The organism is Paraburkholderia sp. RL17-373-BIF-A (genome assembly GCF_046030175.1).
Classification (GTDB): Bacteria; Pseudomonadota; Gammaproteobacteria; order Burkholderiales; family Burkholderiaceae; genus Paraburkholderia.
Genome location: NZ_JARESO010000001.1, coordinates 270,043 through 291,372 on the forward strand (window position 1 = coordinate 270,043; position 21,330 = coordinate 291,372).

Consider the following 21,330-nt stretch of genomic DNA (forward strand, 5'->3'; position numbering starts at 1 on the left):
GGAGCCGACAATGCGCCGCAGTCAACGCAATACATTAAAGCAGCCGAATCATCTTGAGCTACCTTCCTACGACGAAATCGGTTTGGTCCTGCAGGGCGGTGGCGCGTTGGGTTCCTATCAGGCCGGCGTGTATGAGGGGCTTGCTGAAGTGGGTGTCGAACCCACCTGGATTTCGGGCATCTCGATTGGCGCCCTGAACACCGCCATCATTGCCGGCAATGCACCGGAGGACCGCGTAGAAGCATTGCGCGGCTTCTGGAGCACCATCTGTCAACCAGCGGACTTGCTGGGGCACGTTGGCGCTTTCGTGCCGACAGCGTTCGGGTTTCCAGACGTTGCCCGAAAATGGTCGAGCATGTGGGCTGCCGCTCGCGCTTTGACCGAAGGTCAGAAGGGCTTTTTCTCACCGCGTTTTTCCGCACACATCGCCGGCATTGCAAAGAAGCCGCCGACCGAAGTGAGCTTTTACGATACGACGGCGTTGCGCGCGACGCTCCTCAAGTACGCCAATTTCGACCGTATCAACGACGGTGACGTTCGCGTCTCCGTCGGAGCGGTCAATGTTCGCACGGGCAATCTGGTGTACTTCGACAACACGCAGACTCGCCTCGAGCCGGAGCACTTCATGGCGTCTGGCGCGTTGCCGCCAGGCTTTCCGGCGGTGGAAATCGACGGAGAATATTACTGGGACGGAGGTCTGGTCTCGAATACGCCGCTTACGGAAATCGTTCGTGAATGCCAGCACAAGGACGCGCTGGTTTTCCAGGTCGACCTGTGGAGCGCAGGTGGAACGCAGCCTGGCGATTTCCTCGATGTCGCCGAAAGGGCCAAGGACATTCAATACTCGAGCCGTACCCGCGCCATCACGGCCTTCGTGTCGCAGAGCCAGAAGCATGCTCGCCTGATCAAGGAACTGCTTGAACACATTCCGGAGAAAGTGCGGCGGACACACCCGCTAGTCAAGCAGGCACAGAAAGTGGCCGACGGTGGTGCGGTCAATGTCGTGCACCTCATCTACAAGAACAAGTTTTTTGAAGGTCACTACAAGGACTACGAATTCAGCAACGACACCATGGGAGAACACTGGGCGAGCGGCCTCGAGGACATCCGCCGCTCGTTCGGCAACCCCGACTGGTTCGAGATTCCAAGTCATGACCTCGGCTTCGTTACGCATGATGTCCATCGCCACGAGACTGGCCCGGTTCCAGTTTCCGATGCGTCCCAATCCGCGCCGCAAACGCCGGAGTTAGTTGACACGGTGACGAACGAACCGTCAGACGCCCATTAGAGTCGGCAAATGAGCGTCACGGGTGAGGATGCAGGCGGTTTTAAGCTGCTCGACGCACACGGAGACGCTCCTGTTTGCTGCGGATATAGTGGGCGCCGACCCAGGCAATTCCGCGATGACGATTGTTTTCGGCCAGGTATGGCCGAACATGCCGCAACCCTCTGGGCGCGAGAGGCGGCACGGTGAGATAGACTATCTGTCGGCGGCTATCGTGCTGCCTTCGATTTCAATCAGGTTCTCTGACTCATGAGGCAAGTGTCATGGACCGCACTAAAATCCTCCAAGCCACGCGACAGCTGGCGGCAGCCGCCGAGATTCTAGCGAGGTCTGGTCCTAAAGACTCGCGATTCGATGCGTCCCAAATGCTCGCATTTTTTCGCCAATACGACCGTCCTGGTCTCGACGTGAGTGTCGTCGCGACATCTGATGACGAGCTGTTCGAGCGCACAGGACAAGCCGCACTGACTATGGCTGGACGCAATGAGTTTGCCGCGTCACACGCTCTGCTTGAACAGGCGAGGTCGCTTCTGCGTTTTTCGACGGATTAAGCATCAGCTATTGCTACCGAGGTAAGCGTGCTCCGTTGAGAGTAGGGAACTATGAGGTCACAACGAGCTGTAGCTGGAATCGATATTGGCGGCGACCGGAAAGGAAATCATCTGGTTATCCTGCGTAACACCCAGATTGTGTGCAACCTCCGGTCGCAGGCGCCGGAACAAATGGTCGAAAAGTGCCTCCAATTCGAGGTAGGAGCGGTGGGCATCGATGCTCCCTGTCTGTGGCGAGTCGGCGAAGCCGGAAGGCAAGCCGAGAAGGAGCTCGCGCGGCAGCGAATCTTTTCGTTCGCCACACCGACTCGCGCAACAGCCATGGCCAGTAAAAGCGGATTCTACGAGTGGATGTTCAACGGCGAGCTTGTCTATCAGGCATTCGCACCGCATTTCCCCCTCTTCAACAATGGCGGAGAACTCGGTGATCGAGTCTGCTTTGAGACGTTCCCCCACGCTATCACCAGCGCTTTTCTAGGGGCCACGGTCGCGTCCGCGAAGCAGAAACGAACTCAGCGCCGAGCAATTCTTCAAGATGCTGGAATTGACGCGACGTCGCTGAAATCTATCGACGAAGTCGATGCGGCGCTGTGTGCCTTGACAGCACATTGCTTGCTTGACGAGAGATTCGTGGTGTACGGCGATGAGCTCGGTGGGTTCATTGTTGTGCCGGCTCCTGCTGGCACACTCAAAGGATCCAGCGAATACCGTTTTCGCGGTTAGCGTGGCACGCCCCGTGCGACGGCACGATCGGGGTCTCGTGATCCCGTTGTAGGCGCATAGGATTTCGCTCACGAGCGACCGTAGTCTTAGCAAAGCAACCATCTTCAAGGAGGGCCGGTGCATCTAAAGCGAATTTGGCCAGTGCTGCTATCAATGGCGGCTTTCGATTCAACCGGAGCATGGGCAAGCGATATTCAATGCGCCACCACGCGACAACCGGCTGAACGCGTCATCTGCGACCACGCCATCCTGAACAATGAATACGACGATATCTCCGCGCAACAACAGGCTCTCCTGAGCAGTGGAAAGCTTTCACCCGAACGACTCGCTCAGTGGAGGCAATCGCGAAACGCCTGCACCGACGTTCACTGCATTGATACGGTATTCGCCAAGTGGAAGGCGTTGGCCAGGTCTGCCGAAGCCAGTCCTGCCGCTGCACAGGCTCCGGCAATGGCTTCATCCACTGACATGGCTCCCGTCGGTCCGATGCCGGACGTAGTTCCCTCCATCGCATCTCAGGCCTCCCCAACGTCGGAGGCTTCTCTTGTTCGCCAGGGGAGTGCCGCTGGCGTAGCGCTCCCGAAGCCGGTTGAAACGCAGAGCTCTTCACCTGCTGTGGCTTCCGCTGCGTCCGGTCCGGTTGACAAGCGCAGCACGACGGGCATGAGCGCCGTTCTGATGGTGGCCTTGCTTGTCGCCATTGGATTCGGTGTACTCTTCAAGCGGCGAACGAAGGGTGGTGGAGGACCGAGCAACCACTAAAGAACATTGACTAATGCGCAAGTCCAGAGCGGCCCCAACGGTAGGCGAGGGACGCAAATTTATGATGACAGGGACCGGCCTTACTCTGACCATCGATTGGTCGCCTGACCGCTCGTAATACTCTGAAAATGGCGACGGACCTTGGATTCAGCCCTGCGTGGGCGCGCCGGCTTTTAATCTCCGCCACCGTCGTAGGTTCTGCCACCTCCATTGCGCGCACACGAAGACGGATGGGCAGGAATCGCTCACGTCAGGCGTAAAAAAATAATGGCGATCGCTAACGCCACGGAATACCATCGTCGGATCGCCGCGCTCATACCCAAGTCAATGATTTCGACCGAGGACCTGCATTTTTTCATTACGCTTGCGAGCGCTTTGTCGCTAGCGGATGCCGCACGCAAGCTCGATGTCACGCCGCCCGCGGTCACACAGCGGCTTCGTCTTCTGGAAAACCGGTTGGGCATGCGGTTGATCGATCGATCGGGCCGGCGCATGGTGCTCACCGACGAAGGCGAGCTGCTTGCGGTCCACGCGCGCCGGATCTGCGATGACATTGGCAATTTGTCAGACACGCTGGCTTCGCGGCGCGGCACCGTGGCCGGCCATCTGCGCGTGATTGCGCCGCTCGGTTTCGGGCAGCGTTACGTCGCGCCTGTCATTGCGCAATTTCGTGCCCTCTACCCGGAAGTGAGCGCAAGTCTGATGCTGTCCGATCGCCCCGCGTGCATCTCGGATGACATGTGGGACCTGATGGTGCATATCGGCAAGTTGCGCGATTCGTCGCTCGTCAGCCGGCGTCTCGCACCTAATCGCCGCATCCTGTGCGCGGCGCCGAGCTATCTGGCGCGTCGCGGTGAACCAAAGCATCCAGAAGAACTGCTCACGCATGACTGTATCGCGCTGCGCGAGAACGATGAAGACGTGACCATGTGGCGTTTCACGCCGAGAGACCAGGGCACACCGGCGAACGTCAGAATCGAGCCGATGCTAACGAGCAATGATGGCGGCACCGTGCGTGATTGGGCGCTTGCCGGGCTTGGCATAATTTCGCGCTCAGAATGGGACGTGGCCGAGCATCTGCACGCGGGGCGGCTCGTCCCGCTGCTCGAAGCGTGGACGCAGCCGGACGCGGATATCGTCGCGCTGATCAACTCGCGGCATGGACGCTCACTGCGCGCTCAGCGTTTTCTCGACCTTCTGCATGCGTCGACGTTGCAACAACCCTGGTTGCCGGGCGACAGCGAACAATCCAGGAGCGGCAAACGTGCACAGGGCTCTGGTGCTGCCGGATCGACGGCTCGCGCGAGCGCCGGCTGACCGGATGTGGCCGCGACCCCGCACCGATCTGAGCGGCGCGCGCCTGGTCTGACTACCGGTGAAGCGGCGAACCTATCAGGGCCACGATAGTGAGGTGGCCGTACCCGTTTCGCAGGCACGCTCGTAAAGCAATCGCGCGACTGTCAGATCCTGCAGGGCGATACCGGTCATGTCGAACAGGGTGATGTCGTCAGGATGCCGATCGATCCGAACCTGGCCGGTGATCAGATCGCCGATCTCGATACATGGCGTGTCAGGCGCCCATTGTGTCTCGCCGATTTCGCGCGCCTGGGTTCGGTCGTCGACAAAAAGGCGGACGCGCGGCAGCAAATCTTCCGGAAGTTCGCGTTTGCCTTTGGTGTCCGCGCCGACGCAGTTGAGATGAGTGCCGGGTTGCACTGCATGCGCGTCGAAGAGTGGCCCTTTGCCCGGCGTGGCCGTGACGACCACATCGCTGTCAGCCACCGCGGCGTTACGGTCGGTCGCATGCAGGACTTCGCAACGTCCGGCGAACCGGGCTTCAAATGAAACGTCGCGCTCACCGTCCACGGTGATATAGCGAACACAGGAAAGCTGCTCGAGCACACGCATCGCGAATCCGACCTGCACTTGTGCTTGTACGCCCGTGCCAAATACGCATAGACGAGCACTGTCCGTACGCGCGAGGAGAGTCAAACCCAAGCCGCCGGCAGCGCCCGTGCGCATGGTCGTGATTGCATTACCGTCGATCACGCACACGGGCCGGCCGGTTTTCGGATCGATCAGGAGAATGGTGGCCTGGTGCGGTTCGCCGCCCAAGCCGCGGTTTGAAGGCCAAAACCCCGCGGCCTTTAATCCGAGCAGGCCTTGCGACTGCACGTCGCCCGATTTGATTCCGAACACGCCCCCTGTCACGAGTGGCTCTCGGACAACAGGAAACACACGGCCCTCGCCCCGGCTGTGAAGAGCGAATGCTTCCCGTACTGCTTCGACTACATCGTCAGGCTTCAGCAAGGCCTCGACCTGATGTTTGTCGATCAGGATCAGCTTGGCATCATTACGCATTGTGGTACACCTTGATTCTTGAGAATGGCAAACGCAGTGTGTCCGGCGTCAGGAGGCACTACCTTGCGGCGCGCGCGCTGGCTGCAATGCCGCACGGTTTGCGCGTTCTACGAACAGCACCATCATCGCGGACAGGCACATGAGTCCCGCAACACCGAGCATCGGCACGCGATACGAGCCGGTAACGTCGTGCAGCCAGCCGGTAGCGTAGGGGCCGAGGAACCCGGCCAGCGTGCCGATCGTATTGATTAGGCCGATGCCCGATGCGGCCGCAGCGTTGCTGAGATAGCGCGGAGGCAGCTGCCAGAACGAGGCATGCGGGGTGTAGACGCCGACCGCGCCGAGCGTAAACGCAGCCATGGCCTCGTATGGCGACGAAAGGAACAGCGCAGCGGCGAACGACAAACCGCCGATCGCCGTTGGAATCGCAACGTGCCAGGCGCTGAGCGCGGTACGTCGAGCATAGTGTCCCCACAACAGGATGGTCACCGCCGACACCGCGAATGGCACAGCGGTAATCAGTCCAACCTGGAAGACCGAATATTTGACAGCGTACAGGTGGGAGAACTCCGCGACCATCTGCGGCAAGAAGAATGACAGTGCGACGACGCCGATATTGATCCCGAAGTAGATCAGTCCGAATGCGAGAACTCGCCGGTCGAGCAACGCAAGCCATGCGCTTTTCGGCGACAACCGTTGGGCTTCCTGCCTCTCCACCGCGAGCGCATGGCTCAGTTCGGCGCGCTCTTCGACGGTCAACCACCGGGCGTCGTCGGGCCGGTCTTTCATGACGATGAACGTGACGACACCGAGCGCGATCGCCGGCAATCCTTCTATGAAAAACATCGAGCGCCAGCCGGACCAGCCGAACAGATGCGTATGCTCCATGACGAAGGTTGAGATCGGTGCACCCAGCATGTTCGACAGCGGAATGGCGAGAAACAGCAGCGACATCAGCCACACCCGCTCCTGCCGCGGCAGCCAGAACGTGACATACAGAATCATCCCCGGAAAGAATCCTGACTCTGCAATGCCGAGGAGAAAGCGCAGCGCGTACAGCATGTGAGGGCTGTCGACGAATGCGGTCAGCGAAGCGATCAATCCCCAGGTGACGAGAATACGCGTCATCCACAGCCGTGCGCCGAATCGCGCCAGCAGCAGATTGCTGGGCACCGCAACGAGAATGTACCCGGCGTAGAAGAGGCCGGCGGCCAACCCGAACTGGGAGACCGACATGCCGAGTTCGCGATTCATCGTCAACGCCGCGTAGCCGACGTTCGCCCGGTCCATCTGGTTGACCATGTAGAGCAATATCAGCAGCGGCGCCAGACGCCAGATGACCTTCCGGGCGGTCTGTGGTCTGACTCGCGTCACGTCTAGCGTATCGTTCATTGGGAATATCCTCTGTTGCAATGGTGCGTGCCTTGCGCGTGCTGTGAAGACAGCAAGTCTTCGCGGGGTAATTCGTTCATCGCGGGTCGCTCCTTGGCAGAACGGTGCGGACCGTCGGACTCCACGCGGAAATGTCGTCCAGCGGTATGACGGGCCGCGGCAGCTTCTTGAAATCGAATCGCGCGAGGATCGGGGAAGTCAGACCTGGCGCATCGACGCTGACGATCTGTGCGTCGGAAAAGAACTCGTCGAATGCCGCCCTGAAATGGCCGCGCGACTTCAATACGACGACGCGCGCACGCGCAATGTCGATGTCGAACATCTCGAAGAACATCGGCTCATGACACTGATGTCGCTTGCTGATGACGATGACCGTCACGCCGCCGATCTGCAGCGCCGCGCACGGTCCAAGGTCGAAGCTGCAGCCCGCCAGTTGTCCGCGTCGGCCGACACCTTTGCCGTTGTGCAGTTTCAACACGCGGGCCGGCGCGTTGAACGGCTCCGAATACACGGTGGTTTCAGCACGATTGAAGCGCGCAACGAGCGTTTGCCCGGTGCCCGCCACGTGGGCGTCCGCCACCAGATCCGGATCGGTGACGACGCCGAGAATCGCATCCTGCACGTCGTGCTGGAGCAGCGCCTTGAGCACGAACGGCGTGTTGCCGCGCCCGCCGCCGCCCGGGTTGTCAGCCACGTCGGCGAGTAGCAGGGGCGCTAACGAAGGATCGTCGCTGGTCGCTTTGGCGAGGCGCACCGCGTCGTCGAGGGGCGTCAGCGTCGGCGTGAATGCGGCACGCTCTTGCCACGCATACGACACAAGATCGATGGCCACTTGATGTGCGAGCGGTGCATCTCCGCGCGTGGTCACGAGTACCGTCAAGCCGTTCTTCGGCGTGTCCGCGAACGCAAAGCCGCCGACAATCGAGACGTTCACGATCCGCGGGTCGTCCAGCGCTTCCGCGCGCCGGATCATTTCCGCATACGGTCCGGTTCCCGGGGCGGTCAGCAACTGGGTGGGCGGGGCGCAGACGGGCATGCGCACGTGCGCGACTGCCGTACGCATGCCATTCAATAATTCGCTCAGGATGCGGGCGGCCTCGGCGCCGCGCTCGGCCATGTCGGTGTGAGGATTGCGGCGGTATGAGACCAACGCGTCGACGGTGTTCACCATCCGGTCGGACACGTTCGCATGCAGGTCGACGGTGGCGACGATCGGCACCGCGGGTCCGACGATATTGCGTACGAGCGTGAAAACCGCGCCGTCGGGATCGTCTTCTTCGGTCGTGATGGCGGCGCCATGCTCACAGATATAGACAGCGTCGAGCGGCAGTGCCGCACGCAACCGCTGTTCGAATTCGCCCAGCGTGTCGGCAAAGAATGCGTGTTCGACCGGGCCGCCCGACTCTGCGTTGGCAAAGAGGATCGGAACAGGTGTCCACTCAGATGTCGCATCCATCGTTCGAACGAATGCGGGAATTTCCGGCGTCATCACCGGCGCTTCCTTGCGTGCGTCGTCCAAGAGCGCGGTAGCTTGCAAGTAGGCGCGCGATACGAAATCGGCGCGCGTGGACACCGGCGCAAACCGGTTCGACTCGATCGCGAAGCCAAGAATGGCAATGCGCGGGTTTTTCATCAGTCACTCCTCAGCGCCGGCGTCACCCAGATCGGCATCGCACGTGGGGGGGCCGGCGGATCATTGCGTTGCTTTCGACGACGCGGCGATTGACCGCGAGCATGCAAGCGTCGATATCTGAATTCGCATGCTCGTGAAAAGTATTGGTTGCCAAAATGCCATGCGGGTTAACGTCGACTGATTGCTTCATTCACATTGGAGTTAACCGTCTCGCACGAAAGCAGTGGACGCGATCGGCGCGCGATCGGTCGCGGGCATGCATCCGGGACGTTCGAAGAGCCATGGGCACCGCAAGCGTGAGTGGCGCCGATCTCGCCAAGCCATGGGGAAGTGGGCCGCGCCTTGTGAGCGCAAGAAGCAAACTTGTGACAAATCGTCGATGGACCGTGCGGTCCGTGCGGCTGAGAATGAATGCTTCAATCAGCACGAAGGAGCATGTCATGGGTCACGCGGAAGTCCGCGAGTTGCAGATTCCGAAGCCAATTGGCGGACGCTTGCCGGAGCCGCCTGTATTCGCCAGCCTCGACGATGAGCGGCAACATCGCAAGCTCAAACTCGCTGCCGCATTTCGCATCTTCGCGCGATTCGGGCTCGCCGAAGGCATAGCCGGACATATCACGGTACGCGACCCGGAGTTTCACGATCGGTTTTGGGTCAACCCGTACGCACAGCATTTTTCGTCGATTCATCCCGACGATCTCGTTTGCATCGACGAGGATGCCAACGTTTATCACGGGACCGGACCGGTCAACGCCGCGGCGGCCGCGATTCACTGCGGCATCCACGGCGCGAATCCCGATGTCGTTGCAGCAGCCCATACACACACGACTTTCGGTCGCGCATTTTCTGCGCGCGCACGGCTGCTTGCTCCGCTCAATCAGGAAGCCTGTCTCTTCCACGAGGATCACGTGCTATTTCGTGGCGACGTAGTGGTGCTCGCCACTGAAGAGGGTCGCCGGATCGCGCAGACGATGGGCACGAAGCGCGCCGCGATTCTGCTCAATCATGGGCTGCTGACCGTCGGCTCATCCGTCGATGCCGCAGCGTATCGTTTCATCGCGATGGAGCGTTGCTGCCAGGTGCAGTTACTGGCCGAGGCGGCCGGCCCGATCGAGCCGCTCTCCGACGAGGAGGCGCAGGCCACGCGCGCGCAACTGGGATCCGACTATGTAGCATGGCTTGGATTCCAGGGACTCTATCAGCAACTCCTGCGCGACAATCCTGATCTGCGCGAACTCGCCTGACGCGGATATTGCTAGTGTGACGCAAGCGTCGCTTCGATAGCTGCCGCGCGGTCGCGGCAGCCGTCACGATAGTCGCGAACCGCGGCGCCTAGCCATTGATCGAAGCGTTTGAGCGGCTCCCACTCGCGTTTCTGCTCTGGAAACGAGTAGTAGACGGTCTCCGGATTCGGGATCGAATGAGGGTGGATCTGGACGAGTGCACCGCTGCGCAACTCCCGTTCGATCAGGATATGCGGAAGCAAGGCCACACCCAGTCCGGAAATCGCGGCGTTAATCGCCATGATGAACATGTCGTAGTGCTGGTTCGACGTGCTGGGTTCGATGACCTGGGCGCACGCCGTTTCGGACCATGCAAGCCATGCGCGCGGTAGATCGCGGGTGTGGATCCAGGGCAGCGCGCTGATCCTTTCGCCGCTCAACGTACCGCGCGTACCGATCAACGAGGGCGCACAGACAGCAAGAATTTCATCGTCGCTGACGAGCGGCTGTCCTGGCATTGCAGGCCACAAGCTCTGCGCAAAATAGATCGCGGCATCGAAACTCGAATCGTCGAAGAAAGTCGGCTGGTCGCGACCCATGATGTGGAGCTGCAGATCCGGATTGGACTCGTAGAAATCATGCAGACGTGGAATCAGCCATTGAGATGCAAATGTGACGCCGACGGCCAGTTGGAGCTTCACTTCGCTTTGCTTGCGGACCAGTTCGAGCGTATCGCGTCGAATCTGGTCGAGATGGACGCGGATCCGCCGTGCGTACTCCGCGCCCGCCGCGGACAATACCAGCCGCTGACGGACTCGCTCGAAGAGCGTGATGCCCAGATGCGCCTCGAGCTCGTTGACCTTCTTGCAGACGGCGCCGTGCGTCTGCGACAGCTCGGCCGCGGCCTTCGAAAAACTTTCATGACGCGCCGCTGCTTCAAAAGCTTGCAGGGCGCTGAGACTGGGAACACCGCGGCGCATCGATAATCCTTGCTGGCGAAAAGGAATGGGCAATGGATACGCCGATGATAGCCCTTCGTGCGGCGAGGCGCAGGCGACGCCTATTCGCTCGCAAGCCGGCGCAGGCCGACCTCGCGCCAGCGCGTTTCGAGCAGCATGACCACGATGGAAGCGAGCACCATCGTCGCTGCAATGCCGACGAACGCAAGCACGAACGTGCCGGTCGTATCCTTGACCCACCCGATAAAATACGGCAGCAAAAATCCTGACGATACGCCGATACTCGTGATCAGCGCGATGCCGGCCGCCGCAGCCCGATCCGTGAGTATGCGGCTGGGCAACTGCCAAAAAGTCGTGATGCTGCAAAAGCAGGCCGACGCGCCAATCGAAAGCGCAATGATCGACTGGTAGGGAGACTTCAGCAGTAGCGCCACCGAGAGCGCGGCTGCGCACACCAGCAGCGGGCCGGCCACATGCCAGGCCCCGACATTGTGGCGGCTCACCAGACGGCCCCAGATCAGCATCGCGATGACAGCGACGCCGAATGGAATCGCCGTGATCAGCCCGACGTCCGTGAGGCTGTACTTCACCCCGAATGTGCTTTCAAACGTCTTGATGACTTGCGGCAGGAAATAGAGCAAGCCGATGATGCCGGCGTTGGTGCCGAAATAGACGATGCCGAGGGCCCAGACTTTCGGATTTCGAAGCGCTCGCGAGACGTCGGACGACGACGTGGCGGTTGCTGCCTGAGCCCGTTCGGCAGCCAGCGCGGCGGCGATTTCGCCCTTTTCAGCGGCGGAAAGCCACCGCGAGCGGGAAGGGTCGTCCGTCAGCCAGAAATAGGCGACCACGCCGAGAATGATCGCGGGCAATCCCTCCAGCAGAATCATCGCGCGCCAGCCGCTCACGCCGAACACGGTGGCGTGTGCCATCAGCCACGTGGACACGGGCGCGCCGAGCACACCGGTCAGTGGGATAGCGGTCACGAACAGCGACATCATCCAGACGCGATTGCGCGCGGGCATCCACAGCGTGAGGTAGTACACCATGCCCGGAAACAGACCCGCCTCGAATGCGCCAAGAAAGAAGCGGGCGATGTAGAGCCAACGGGAGTCGGGGACGAAGCTCGTCAGCGAGGAGAGCAGACCCCAGCTCAGCAGGATGCGCGTCATCCACAGCCGGGCGCCAAACCGATGCATGCACAGGTTGCTCGGTACTTCGAAGAGAATATAGCCAAGGAAAAACAGACTTGCCGCGAAACCGTATTGCGCCGCTGTCATATGCAGTTCGGCATTCATGGTCAGCGCTGCATAGCCGATGTTTGCGCGGTCAAGCTGGTTCGCAATGTACATCAGGATCATCAGCGGCGCGAGCCGCCAGGCGATCCGTTTCATCAACCGATCGGAAATCGCGGGTTTGAGCGCCTCAAGGTCCATGGTTTTCCCCAGATCTACGCGTTGCGGGTTGCTCTCAAGGGAGATTAAGCGCCGTGACCGGTGGGAGGACAATGCACGAAAAATATTGACTTTGTGAGCAAACGTCACAGGATGGAACTGGCGCCTTTTTGCAATCGCGTTTCCGGCCGATCCCGAAAGATCGGCGACATGGCTGAAATCGCTGCCGTTGTGATGTGCCGCTCCGGCGGATTGGCCGCCGCGGTCGAGCGCTTATTCGAATCGATAAAGCGTGCGCGCCGAGCTGGTCAAAATAGACTCGCGCTGCGCCGCGTCCGGAACCCACAGATCGAGCGCACGACGGGTCGCGGTGTAATCGACGAGTTGCTGATGCTGCGTATGCGGCCAGTCGCTGCCCCACACCAGTCGCGCGGGTGTGTAAGCGTCGAGAAGCTGGCTCGCGAGAGCGGTGCCCAATGCTGTGCCGTCGTCGTTCACCGCGCTCCGGTAAGCCGCCGACAGCTTCACCCAGACGCGTCCGGTAGCGGCAAGCGACAGCAGATACGTGAAGCCTGGATCGTCGGCAGCAGTGCGCGGATCGGGCCGGCCGAAGTGATCCACGACCACCGTGCAGCCCTGCTCGAGCAGCGGCCCGACAACGGCATGCAAATCCACGGCTTGACGGTGAACCTCGACATGCCAGCCGAGTGCGTTGACACGCGCGAACAGCCGCCGCCAGTCGGGTGCGGTCAGTTGAGGAAGCTTCAGGCCGACGAGATTCAATCGGATACCCACTACGCCTGTGCTATCGAGCAGCGCGAGCTCGTGATCGGTGACTGCGCAATCCACGACCGCCACCCCACGAAAACGTCGCGGATAGCGCTTTGCCACATCGAGGAAAAAGGAATTGTCGGTGCCGAGAAAACTGGGTTGCACGAGCACGGCGTGCGAGACACCGTTTAACAGCAAGTGACCGGCGTAGGCATCCACCGTTGCGTCGTAATCCGGCGCATGGCGACGCTGCCGCGCCAGCGGCAAGCCGCGTACGAACACGTGGGCATGCGCGTCGATTGCGACGATTCGCTGATCCTTGGTGTGATACCACTGGTCCGCCACCGCAGTGTCTTGCGTCTGCATCGTTTGAATCTGTTCGTCGATCATGTGTTTCCCCGTTATGCGCGGCTCGCGGCGTTGGCCGTTACCGTCGCGATCCGGCGGTTCTTCGTTTCCGGCAGCATGAGCGCGGCCACCACCACGAGTCCGTAGGCAATGCCGGCATCGATGCCGAGCGCCGAGCCGAGCGGCATCGAGTTGCCCATGTGTCCGACGAGCACCGGAAAACCCGCCGAGACGATCCGTCCGAAGTTGTAGCAAAAGCCCACGCCGGTACCGCGAATGCCTTGCGGATAGAGTTCGTTGAACAGTGCGCCGAGCGTGGCGGGGATGCCGGCTGCAAAGAGGCCCAACGGAAAGCTGAGGAACAGCATGGCGGTGTCGCCCATCGGCAGGAAGACGTAGAGATTGACCGTCGCGATGCAGCACACGGCGAACAGAATCACGTTGAGCCGGCGGCCGATGCGGTCCTGCAGCCACGCGCTCACGAAGCAGCCGCAGATGAACGCCGTAATGATGACGGCAAGATACCCACCGGTGCCGAGCACTGACAGATGCCGTTCGGTCTTGAGATAAGTCGGCAGCCATGTCGTGATCGCGTGATAGCCGCCGTGCGCCCCGACACCGATCAGCGCGCCCACGATCGTCGTGCGAATCACCGACCGGTCGAAGATATTCCGTGCGGCGGGGAGCGCCTGCCTCGGCGACGCGACCGGCGCGGCGGCGCGTGGCGGTTCGACCACGTTGCGGCGCAGATAAAGCACGAGGCCGGCCGGAATCACGCCGATGCCGAACAGCAACCGCCACGCCCAATCCGGCGGCACGAACGAGAAAACCAGCGTGTACAGAAGCACTGCGCCCGCCCAGCCAAAACCCCACGCGCTTTGCACGATGCCCATCGCCTTGCCGCGATGCTCCGCGCGCATGGTCTCGCTCAACAGCACGGCGCCAGCGGTCCATTCGCCGCCAAAGCCCACGCCTTGCAAAGCCTTGAGAACAAGCAACTGTTCGAAGTTCTGCGCGAAGGCGCTGAGAAAGGTGAAGAGCGAGAACCAGATCACGGTGATCTGCAACGCGCGCACGCGGCCGTACCGGTCCGACAGCATGCCCGCAAGCAGTCCGCCCAACGCGCCGGCGACTAACGTTGCGCCGCCGATCAAGCCCGCCTGGCCTTTGCCGATGCCCCAGGTTACTAGCAAGGTCGGGATCACGAGGCTGAACAGCTGCGTGTCCACGCCGTCGAGCGCCCATCCGGCAAAGCAGCTCCACAGCGTGCGTTTTTCGAGCGTCGATATTTCGCGGTACCAGTTCATCTTTGTCTCCTGTCGACCCGAGTTGGCGCTTTGGCGCCTGACTCTGGTCCCATCCAAGGCTGTCGATATTTTCGTGACGACGGTCTGCTTGCTCATCGCACGTGGAGGCATTCTAGTGAGCGGGTGGATAAAGATATATGATGCAAATGATCATTTTTCATATCGTTCTAATATGGACATGCGCAACCTGAAGTACTTCCTCTGCGTCGCCGATGCAGGCAGCGTCACGCGCGCCGCTGAACGGCTGAACATCGCGCAACCCGCGCTGAGTCAGGCGCTCACTCGCATGGAGAAGGACCTGGGCGTCAAGCTGTTCAACCGGACGCGGCGTGGTGCGGACCTTACCGCCGCCGGGCTGGCGATCGTCGAGGACGTGCGGATGAGCGTCGCGAGAATCGACGCCGCCTCACACCGCGCTCGCGAAATCGGCGCGCAACGGGCAGGGCGTCTGACGGTGGGCTTCGCGTCGGCGGCGCTGTTCGAGGTGCTGCCGCGCGCTATTGCGGCGTTGCGCGCATCGGTGCCGGATGTCGAGTTGGTGCTGCGCGAGATGAGCAACGCGGAGCAGGCAAGCGCGCTCGAGAAAGGGGAAATCGATATCGGCTTGCTGCATACGCCGGTGGCGGTCGCGGGCAAGATGCGGGAGAAGCTAATCGCGCGGGAGCAATTGGTCGCGGTGTTGCCGGCGACGTTTCCGTTGCAGGCCGGCGCGACTGTGTCGTTACGCGAGCTCGCGCAGCACGGGCTTGTATGGTTCCCGCAGGGCCAGTTACCCAACATTCGCGCGGGCATCCTGAGCGCGTTCCGGCAGGCGGATTGCGAGGTGGAGATCGTGCAGGACGCGAACCGGTCGCTGACCGTGCTCGCGTGCGTCGCCGCGGGGTGCGGTGTGTCGCTGCTGCCGCGTTCGGTGCGGGCGCTGCAATTTAGCGGAGTAAGGCTGTGCGAGATCGTCGACGGCGCCGCGCTGCCGCGTTTCGAACTCAGCGCGATCTGGCCGGCACGGGCAAGGCAGACGCTTGCAGACCGTTTCGCTGAATTGATTGAGCCTTACCCTGCAAGCTCACTGGCGTAGACGGAAAGCCAATGGGTTCATGCGGTGGCACTGCGACTGAAAGTCTTTGGCAGGCGAACGGTTTCAGAAGTGCGTGCATTGGCATGCGGCTGTGCCGTTGCTGAGAGTGGGTTCTTTTAGCGATTGGCCGATTCGGCGAGCAACATGCCGTCGACCTCAATGAGGGGCGCCGCGCCGAGCGGATGTAGCGCCTTCACACGACGATCGATTCGACCGCTGGCCGGGCACAATGCGGCCAGACACGGCTGGTCGACTCGTATGCGGTGGTATTTTAAGCGCTGATATTGATAACCGAGCCGACCGCTGTCGTACCGGAACCGGTAGTGGCTTGCGCTGACGATGGCGACCGATCCGCCAATGCGCTTACTGCGCCATGCGCGTGAAGGTGATGGACGCTTTTGCCTAGACTGCTCGGTGACGTTGCCGCCTTCAGATGTGCCGCAAAACTCGGCTGGCTCGATTCACTCGTGGAGCTCTGGCCTGTCAGCTTCGACAGCCCGGAACCGATGGCGCTGCTCACGCCGCTGAGTACTGAGGCTGCTACACCGATTGGTATCATATCGACATCCTTCAGAATGGGGCAACCGAAATGCCCACGCTTCCGAACTATACCGAGTTTCCCCACGGCACGGGCATGTCGGCCTCGATATGTTATCGAAATAACGGCTATCGTTGACGCTGGAGGCATCCGGCGATCGGACTTGACGGCTCTTCGGGTGGCCTGAGGGAACGCAATCACCTGTTGCAGAGTGACCCGCGTCAGGCGGTTCGATGCACTGCTTGGAAAGGTGCTTGAAAAATCGTCGACCGCGAGTCGCCTATCGTCAACTCGTAAGTTTCACGCGGTGTATGCAGATTGCATCGAGCAGCACCGGGCCACATCCGGCCGTATGGACGATCAGGTTACGGGTGCCTTGCAATTTTTCGACCTTCTCGATGGCCTTCAACGCTAGAGTTTGGCGTCAAGCGGGCGGCGCCTGCTGGCACTCCGCCTGGAACCAACTGTCGACCCGGCGCTGTGCCGCCTGTAGATCCTCCGGGTAGTACGGGTCGAACCACCTGGATGGATCGTAGCCAGCTTTCCTTAGAGCCGCCAGTTCGCTGCGGTTTCGCTCCGGAGTTAAAGGGGCGTTGTTCTTGAGCGCGGCCAGGTCGCTGCATTGCGATGTGCTCAAGTGCGCCGCGCTTTGCGGGCTGCCGCCCGCCGCGCAGCCGGCGAGCGATAAAACCAACACGCAAAGCATCGGCCACTTGTTCGATGGGTTCTCCATATCGCGTCTCCTTCCATTCAATCGACACTGTACAACGGCGACCCGAATGACGGCATGAGCCGGTTAGTCCGGACGCTCACTTCACGAGGAAGCGCTCGTTCGCTGCCTGTCGTCGATGGAGTCGCGGCGATAAACGCAAGGGCTGAATACCGGCTCCGGACAAGACGGCGGCCGCCCAATCGCGGTGTAGTATTCGACCATGTACGCGTGCTTACCCGGCCTCGACGGCGTGTAGATTCGACGCATCCATGGCGTTGACGGCAATCCGGTCAAACGGCCTGGAAACCGCGCCAACGAAACGCATGGTGGCGTCGGCTGTGGCAACGGCATTGTTGGGAATACATCATGTCAACCGAGTGGAAACGCCGCGCCAGGCTCTTTATTCAGCGTTTCTGGCAGCCGACCAGCGCGTGCATGACTTGCATGCCGGGAAGTTGGGGCAATGTCATGAGCCTTGCCCACTGGACGATTGCATTCCATACCGGTCTGCTTACCGGACTCCTGGCCGTACTTTTGACCTTCACACCTGTGGAGAAACTCTACGCGCATCGATACGGCAATGCGCTTGTCGTCGGCGTCCTGACGACGGTAGGCGACGCCTATTCGCACGCGAGTCACTACCGCATCCCGTATCTCGAGCACATCGTGACGGGTGCTATTTCAGGCCTCCTGGCGCTGATTGCGTCATATCTCTTCGAAAACCGCGCGCGTCGCCTTCGGGCGGTATGGGCTCGAGTTTTCGGATAGCCTCCGGCTGGTACACCTACCTCGGTTAGCCGCCACAAAACGGACGGTGACAAGCACGTTAGGCCGGCATTGCCGCCGGGCCGAGACATGTTTTCAAGCTGCCGCCGGGCCCGTTCGCGGTTCCGCGAACTGTCCGAGACCGAGATCCTTCATCAACTGGGTGCCTCGCGTGGCGTCGGCTGGCCGCTGGGCGCTGGCGAAAATATTCGTCGGATAGTTGCTGGGTTGGACGAGAACCACGTCGCTGCCCAACTTCGACAACTCATAGCGGTAGCTGTCGGTTAATGCTTCGATTGCGAATTTCGACGCGTCGTATACACCGAAAAACGGGAAGGTCACCCGGCCGAGGATCGATCCGATATTGACGACCAGGCCGTCACCCTGTGCCCTGAAAGCCGGCAAGACTGCCCGCAGGGTCCGTTGGATGCCGAATACGTTGACGTCGAAGAGCGAGCGTAGCTGGAGAGAAGACAGCTTCGCTTCTGTGGACCAACGTGGTGGCCGAATAACCGATGGTTAGCCCATTTCGACCTTTCGCTAAATGGACGTAGGAACTGAAGTCGAAAGCGAATCTGCATGTCCGACGCGGGTAAGGTGGAACGTGCGACGCAATTCGAAGCCAAGCCGCTCATACAACCCAATCGCGGAAATGTTGTCACTGAACACATGGAGAAACGGTGTTTCCCCGCGTTGCTCGATTTCTCTACGCAGGATTTTTACGAGCCGGCCAGCAAGGCCTTTTCCCCGATAGTCTTCATCGACGCAAACGGCGCTGATCTCGACGTATCCGTCGACGCACATCCGTTCGCCAGCCATCGCAATTAGACGCCCGCGCTCACGAATCCCAATGTAGTTGCCCATCTCGCGAGTTCGCTTGCCGAAAGGGCCGGGCTTGGTCTTCTGGACCAGGTCGAGCATGTCGTTCGCATCCGCGTCACCCATCCGGCTTACCGCGCGGTCGTCCGTGCCGCTTGCTTCGCGGTGCCGGGCGATCATTTGATGGATCACTCCCACGCGCGTCATTTGAAGCCCGTCGATTGGACCGATCGGTTCATCGGATTGGAGGACAGCTACCTGCTCGTGAGGCAACAGAAGCTGAAGGAGCGCCTGGTATGCCGCAGGGGTTTCGAATGCCAGGGCAGCGAAGGGCGCCACATCGGGGTGGTATCGACGGGCAAGCGTGTCTCCGTATCCAAGGTGCGCCTGCTTCGTTGCGAGGGCCGTCCAGATCGGACGGTCGAGGTCTGCTTGTATCGAACCACTCATATCTTCTCCTTTTGCAAGCGCAGCTATGTGCCAGCGGATTGCTTGAATGTTCAACCGGCGCAAGCGCATTACCGCGGCCGCATTGCTGTGCAGTCTAGACGTCCGATCGGAGCGGGGCTATAGTCGCAAATGACATTAATGGAGTTATTTGCGACATGAGACTCGTCATCTTCGCGCTTGACGGCCTATTCGACACCGGGCTCACGGTACTGCTGGATACTTTTGCGACGGCCAACGAACTGGCCGCCGCCCAGGGGTTCGCCGCACCGCCCTTCGATGTGAGGCTCGTTGGCGTACGCAGACGCATTCGTACCGCGCATGGATTGTCGACTCCAGTCGAACCGGCAAGCAACGTTCCCCGCCCGGATTGGGTGGTGGTGCCTGCGCCGAATGTCAGGCAACCGGAGCGCCTGATCGAGGCGCTGGGGCGTCCGGACGTGCGCGAGGCGATGGCGTACCTGCGTACCTGGCATGCTGACGGCGTCGGCGTCGCGGCCGCCTGCATCGGTACTTTCCTGCTGGCCGAAGCCGGGCTTCTGCATAATCGCGAAGCGACGACCACATGGTCGCTGGCGCCTTTTTTCCGCCAACGCTATCCGGCCGTCAATCTGGATGATTCACGCATGGTCGTCGCCTCGGATCGCGTGGTGACGGCGGGTTCCGCGATGGGCCATCTCGACCTTGCGCTATGGTTGTTGCGTCAGGCAAGTCCCGAACTCGCGACGCTCGTTGCCCGCTTCATGCTCATTGACAAGCGTTCATCCCAGGCCGAATACATCATTCCCGATCACCTCGCCCACGCCGATCCATTGGTCGCGCGATTCGAGCGATGGGCTCGCGACAATCTTTCCTCGGGGTTTTCGCTTCAGGCGGCAGCGGCTGCATTGTCCGTCGGACCCCGCACGTTGCAACGCCGCACCGAGGCAGTGCTGGGTAAGTCGCCACTGGCGTTCTTCCAGGACCTGCGAATCGAGCGGGCGCAAAACCTCGTTTCGATTGGCTACGACGTCGAGAAAATTGCGAGCGAGGTTGGCTACGCCGATTCGGCGACATTGCGGACTCTGCTGCGTCGGAGGCTCGGCCGTGGGGTACGGGAGCTTCGCGCCGAAATGCGCTAGCTTAGCGAGCGGATCGCATCGGACATATGTCCTCGACCAGCCGCGAGCGGTGCAAGCGGGTCGACCTGAGACGGTCGTCATCCGTCAGAGTGCGACCGCTCTGCTGGACCTTCCTATGGCAACCCGGCACGCCAATAGTCATCATGTACCCGAGCCTTCGCTATCGCCGGCTGGGTGGCTCTTCACATGATCGATGAAGGCGCGCAGCTTCGGCATGATCTGCCGGCGGCTTGGATAGTAGAGAAACACGCCGGGTATCATCGGCGCGAACGGTTCCAGCACGTGCACCAGTTTCCCCGTTCTCAACCCTTCAGCCGCCATCGGCTCAGGGAGTTGCGCAAGGCCTACCCCTTCGACTGCCGCGCCGAGCAAGGTGGGAAAATCGTGGGCGATGAGCGGGCCGGATACGGCGATCTCGATCGGCTGGCCGTTGCCGTTGAAAGACCATAGCGCGAGCGCGCCGCTGGATCGCCGCCATCGCAAACATGCGTGTTGACGCAGATCGTCCGTGTGCATGGGCCGGCGGCGCGCCGCAAAGTAGGCAGGGCTGCCGACGACGATGAGGCGTAACGGTGGCGTCAACGGTACCGCGATCATGTCGGCGTCGACGAACTGACCCAGCCGGATACCGGCGTCAAATCCTTCCGCCGCAAGATCGACCAGCTCCTTGCTTGCGGCGATCTCCACTTCGACCTCGGGATAAGCGTGGCAGAAGGAGGCAATCAGCGGTTCCAGCAGGATTGGCACCACCGCGCGCGGCACGGAAAGGCGTAACAACCCGGCGGGCCGCTCGCCAAGTCCGCGCGCAACTTCACTAGCGGCGACAAGCGCCTCGAAGGCGGGCTGTGCGTGCGAAAGAAATCGTTCGCCCGCTTCGGTCAGGCCGACGCTACGCGTGGTGCGTATGAAGAGGGCGGCGCCAATGCGTGCTTCAAGTACACGCACAGTCTGGCTGACGGCCGACGGCGTCACTCCGAGTTCAGCGGCCGCCCGGCGAAAACTGCGATGCTGGGCAACGCTCAGAAACACCTCCACGCCATCGAGCGCGCCTTGTCTGACTGTGAAGTTCTGCTTCATAGCCCGTCAACATTGTGAGGAATAGTTGCTCGCGAGAGGCCATGGTACACCTACGCCTGCAGATGAG

Annotated in this window: 19 protein-coding genes; 8 read left to right on the plus strand and 11 right to left on the minus strand. The window is 61.1% G+C overall.

Annotated elements, in window-relative coordinates; all coding sequences use genetic code 11:
• Positions 1-10: 10 nt before the first annotated feature.
• From P0D80_RS01175 to P0D80_RS01190, 4 genes are all read left to right on the plus strand, one after another.
• The gene (locus P0D80_RS01175; protein WP_408280366.1) at positions 11-1,288 is read left to right on the plus strand and encodes a DUF3734 domain-containing protein; all 1,278 of its coding nucleotides are present in this window, start codon (positions 11-13) and stop codon (positions 1,286-1,288) included.
• A 260-nt stretch (positions 1,289-1,548) separates the two neighbouring features.
• Positions 1,549-1,836: a hypothetical protein gene (locus tag P0D80_RS01180; RefSeq protein ID WP_408280369.1), complete on the plus strand. Its 288-nt coding sequence runs from the start codon at positions 1,549-1,551 to the stop codon at positions 1,834-1,836.
• Positions 1,837-1,887: 51 nt separating this feature from the next.
• Positions 1,888-2,559 carry a DUF429 domain-containing protein gene (locus P0D80_RS01185; protein ID WP_408280372.1) on the plus strand — a complete coding sequence of 224 codons (672 nt, stop codon included), beginning with the start codon at positions 1,888-1,890 and terminating at the stop codon, positions 2,557-2,559.
• Positions 2,560-3,588: 1,029 nt separating this feature from the next.
• Positions 3,589-4,638: a LysR family transcriptional regulator gene (locus P0D80_RS01190; RefSeq protein WP_408280374.1), complete on the plus strand. Its 1,050-nt coding sequence runs from the start codon at positions 3,589-3,591 to the stop codon at positions 4,636-4,638.
• Between the two features lie 75 nt (positions 4,639-4,713).
• On the opposite strand, the gene P0D80_RS01195 is transcribed toward P0D80_RS01190, so the two are convergent.
• From P0D80_RS01195 to P0D80_RS01205, 3 genes are all read right to left on the minus strand, one after another.
• Positions 4,714-5,682 (minus strand): ornithine cyclodeaminase family protein, encoded by a 969-nt coding sequence (locus tag P0D80_RS01195; RefSeq protein WP_408280377.1) that lies wholly within the window; start codon positions 5,680-5,682, stop codon positions 4,714-4,716.
• 48 nt (positions 5,683-5,730) lie between these two features.
• The gene (locus P0D80_RS01200; RefSeq protein WP_408280380.1) at positions 5,731-7,074 is read right to left on the minus strand and encodes an MFS transporter; all 1,344 of its coding nucleotides are present in this window, start codon (positions 7,072-7,074) and stop codon (positions 5,731-5,733) included.
• 76 nt (positions 7,075-7,150) lie between these two features.
• Positions 7,151-8,707, minus strand: a complete 1,557-nt coding sequence (locus P0D80_RS01205) for a M81 family metallopeptidase (RefSeq protein WP_408179242.1) — start codon at positions 8,705-8,707, stop codon at positions 7,151-7,153.
• A gap of 440 nt (positions 8,708-9,147) precedes the next feature.
• Here P0D80_RS01205 and P0D80_RS01210 point away from each other — a divergent pair, with 440 nt between their 5' ends.
• Entirely contained in the window at positions 9,148-9,951 is an 804-nt protein-coding gene (locus P0D80_RS01210; RefSeq protein ID WP_408280383.1) for a class II aldolase/adducin family protein, read from the plus strand.
• Positions 9,952-9,962: 11 nt separating this feature from the next.
• On the opposite strand, the gene P0D80_RS01215 is transcribed toward P0D80_RS01210, so the two are convergent.
• From P0D80_RS01215 to P0D80_RS01230, 4 genes are all read right to left on the minus strand, one after another.
• The gene (locus P0D80_RS01215) at positions 9,963-10,910 is read right to left on the minus strand and encodes a LysR substrate-binding domain-containing protein (RefSeq protein ID WP_408179239.1); all 948 of its coding nucleotides are present in this window, start codon (positions 10,908-10,910) and stop codon (positions 9,963-9,965) included.
• 80 nt (positions 10,911-10,990) lie between these two features.
• Entirely contained in the window at positions 10,991-12,325 is a 1,335-nt protein-coding gene (locus tag P0D80_RS01220; RefSeq protein ID WP_408179238.1) for an MFS transporter, read from the minus strand.
• 231 nt (positions 12,326-12,556) lie between these two features.
• Entirely contained in the window at positions 12,557-13,444 is an 888-nt protein-coding gene (locus P0D80_RS01225) for an amidohydrolase family protein (RefSeq protein WP_408280387.1), read from the minus strand.
• An 11-nt stretch (positions 13,445-13,455) separates the two neighbouring features.
• Complete coding sequence (locus P0D80_RS01230) at positions 13,456-14,709, minus strand: MFS transporter (RefSeq protein WP_132374991.1); 1,254 nt, start codon at positions 14,707-14,709, stop codon at positions 13,456-13,458.
• A gap of 172 nt (positions 14,710-14,881) precedes the next feature.
• Between P0D80_RS01230 and P0D80_RS01235 the strand changes: the two genes are divergently transcribed.
• Complete coding sequence (locus tag P0D80_RS01235; RefSeq protein ID WP_132374990.1) at positions 14,882-15,784, plus strand: LysR family transcriptional regulator; 903 nt, start codon at positions 14,882-14,884, stop codon at positions 15,782-15,784.
• Between the two features lie 962 nt (positions 15,785-16,746).
• Here P0D80_RS01235 and P0D80_RS01240 read toward each other — a convergent pair.
• On the minus strand, positions 16,747-17,055 hold the full coding sequence (locus P0D80_RS01240) for a DUF4148 domain-containing protein (protein ID WP_408179236.1): 309 nt from the start codon (positions 17,053-17,055) through the stop codon (positions 16,747-16,749).
• 345 nt (positions 17,056-17,400) lie between these two features.
• Here P0D80_RS01240 and P0D80_RS01245 point away from each other — a divergent pair, with 345 nt between their 5' ends.
• On the plus strand, positions 17,401-17,802 hold the full coding sequence (locus tag P0D80_RS01245; protein ID WP_408179235.1) for a hypothetical protein: 402 nt from the start codon (positions 17,401-17,403) through the stop codon (positions 17,800-17,802).
• Positions 17,803-17,895: 93 nt separating this feature from the next.
• Here P0D80_RS01245 and P0D80_RS01250 read toward each other — a convergent pair whose 3' ends face one another.
• Complete coding sequence (locus P0D80_RS01250; RefSeq protein ID WP_408280662.1) at positions 17,896-18,309, minus strand: SDR family NAD(P)-dependent oxidoreductase; 414 nt, start codon at positions 18,307-18,309, stop codon at positions 17,896-17,898.
• A gap of 30 nt (positions 18,310-18,339) precedes the next feature.
• A complete protein-coding gene (locus P0D80_RS01255; RefSeq protein ID WP_408280395.1) occupies positions 18,340-19,068 on the minus strand; it encodes a GNAT family N-acetyltransferase in 729 nt (242 codons plus the stop codon).
• Between the two features lie 155 nt (positions 19,069-19,223).
• Between P0D80_RS01255 and P0D80_RS01260 the strand changes: the two genes are divergently transcribed.
• Positions 19,224-20,186 (plus strand): GlxA family transcriptional regulator, encoded by a 963-nt coding sequence (locus tag P0D80_RS01260; protein ID WP_408280397.1) that lies wholly within the window; start codon positions 19,224-19,226, stop codon positions 20,184-20,186.
• Between the two features lie 141 nt (positions 20,187-20,327).
• Here the strand turns inward: P0D80_RS01260 and P0D80_RS01265 are convergent, their stop codons facing one another.
• Positions 20,328-21,263 carry a LysR family transcriptional regulator gene (locus tag P0D80_RS01265; protein WP_408179232.1) on the minus strand — a complete coding sequence of 312 codons (936 nt, stop codon included), beginning with the start codon at positions 21,261-21,263 and terminating at the stop codon, positions 20,328-20,330.
• Positions 21,264-21,330 lie beyond the last annotated feature (67 nt).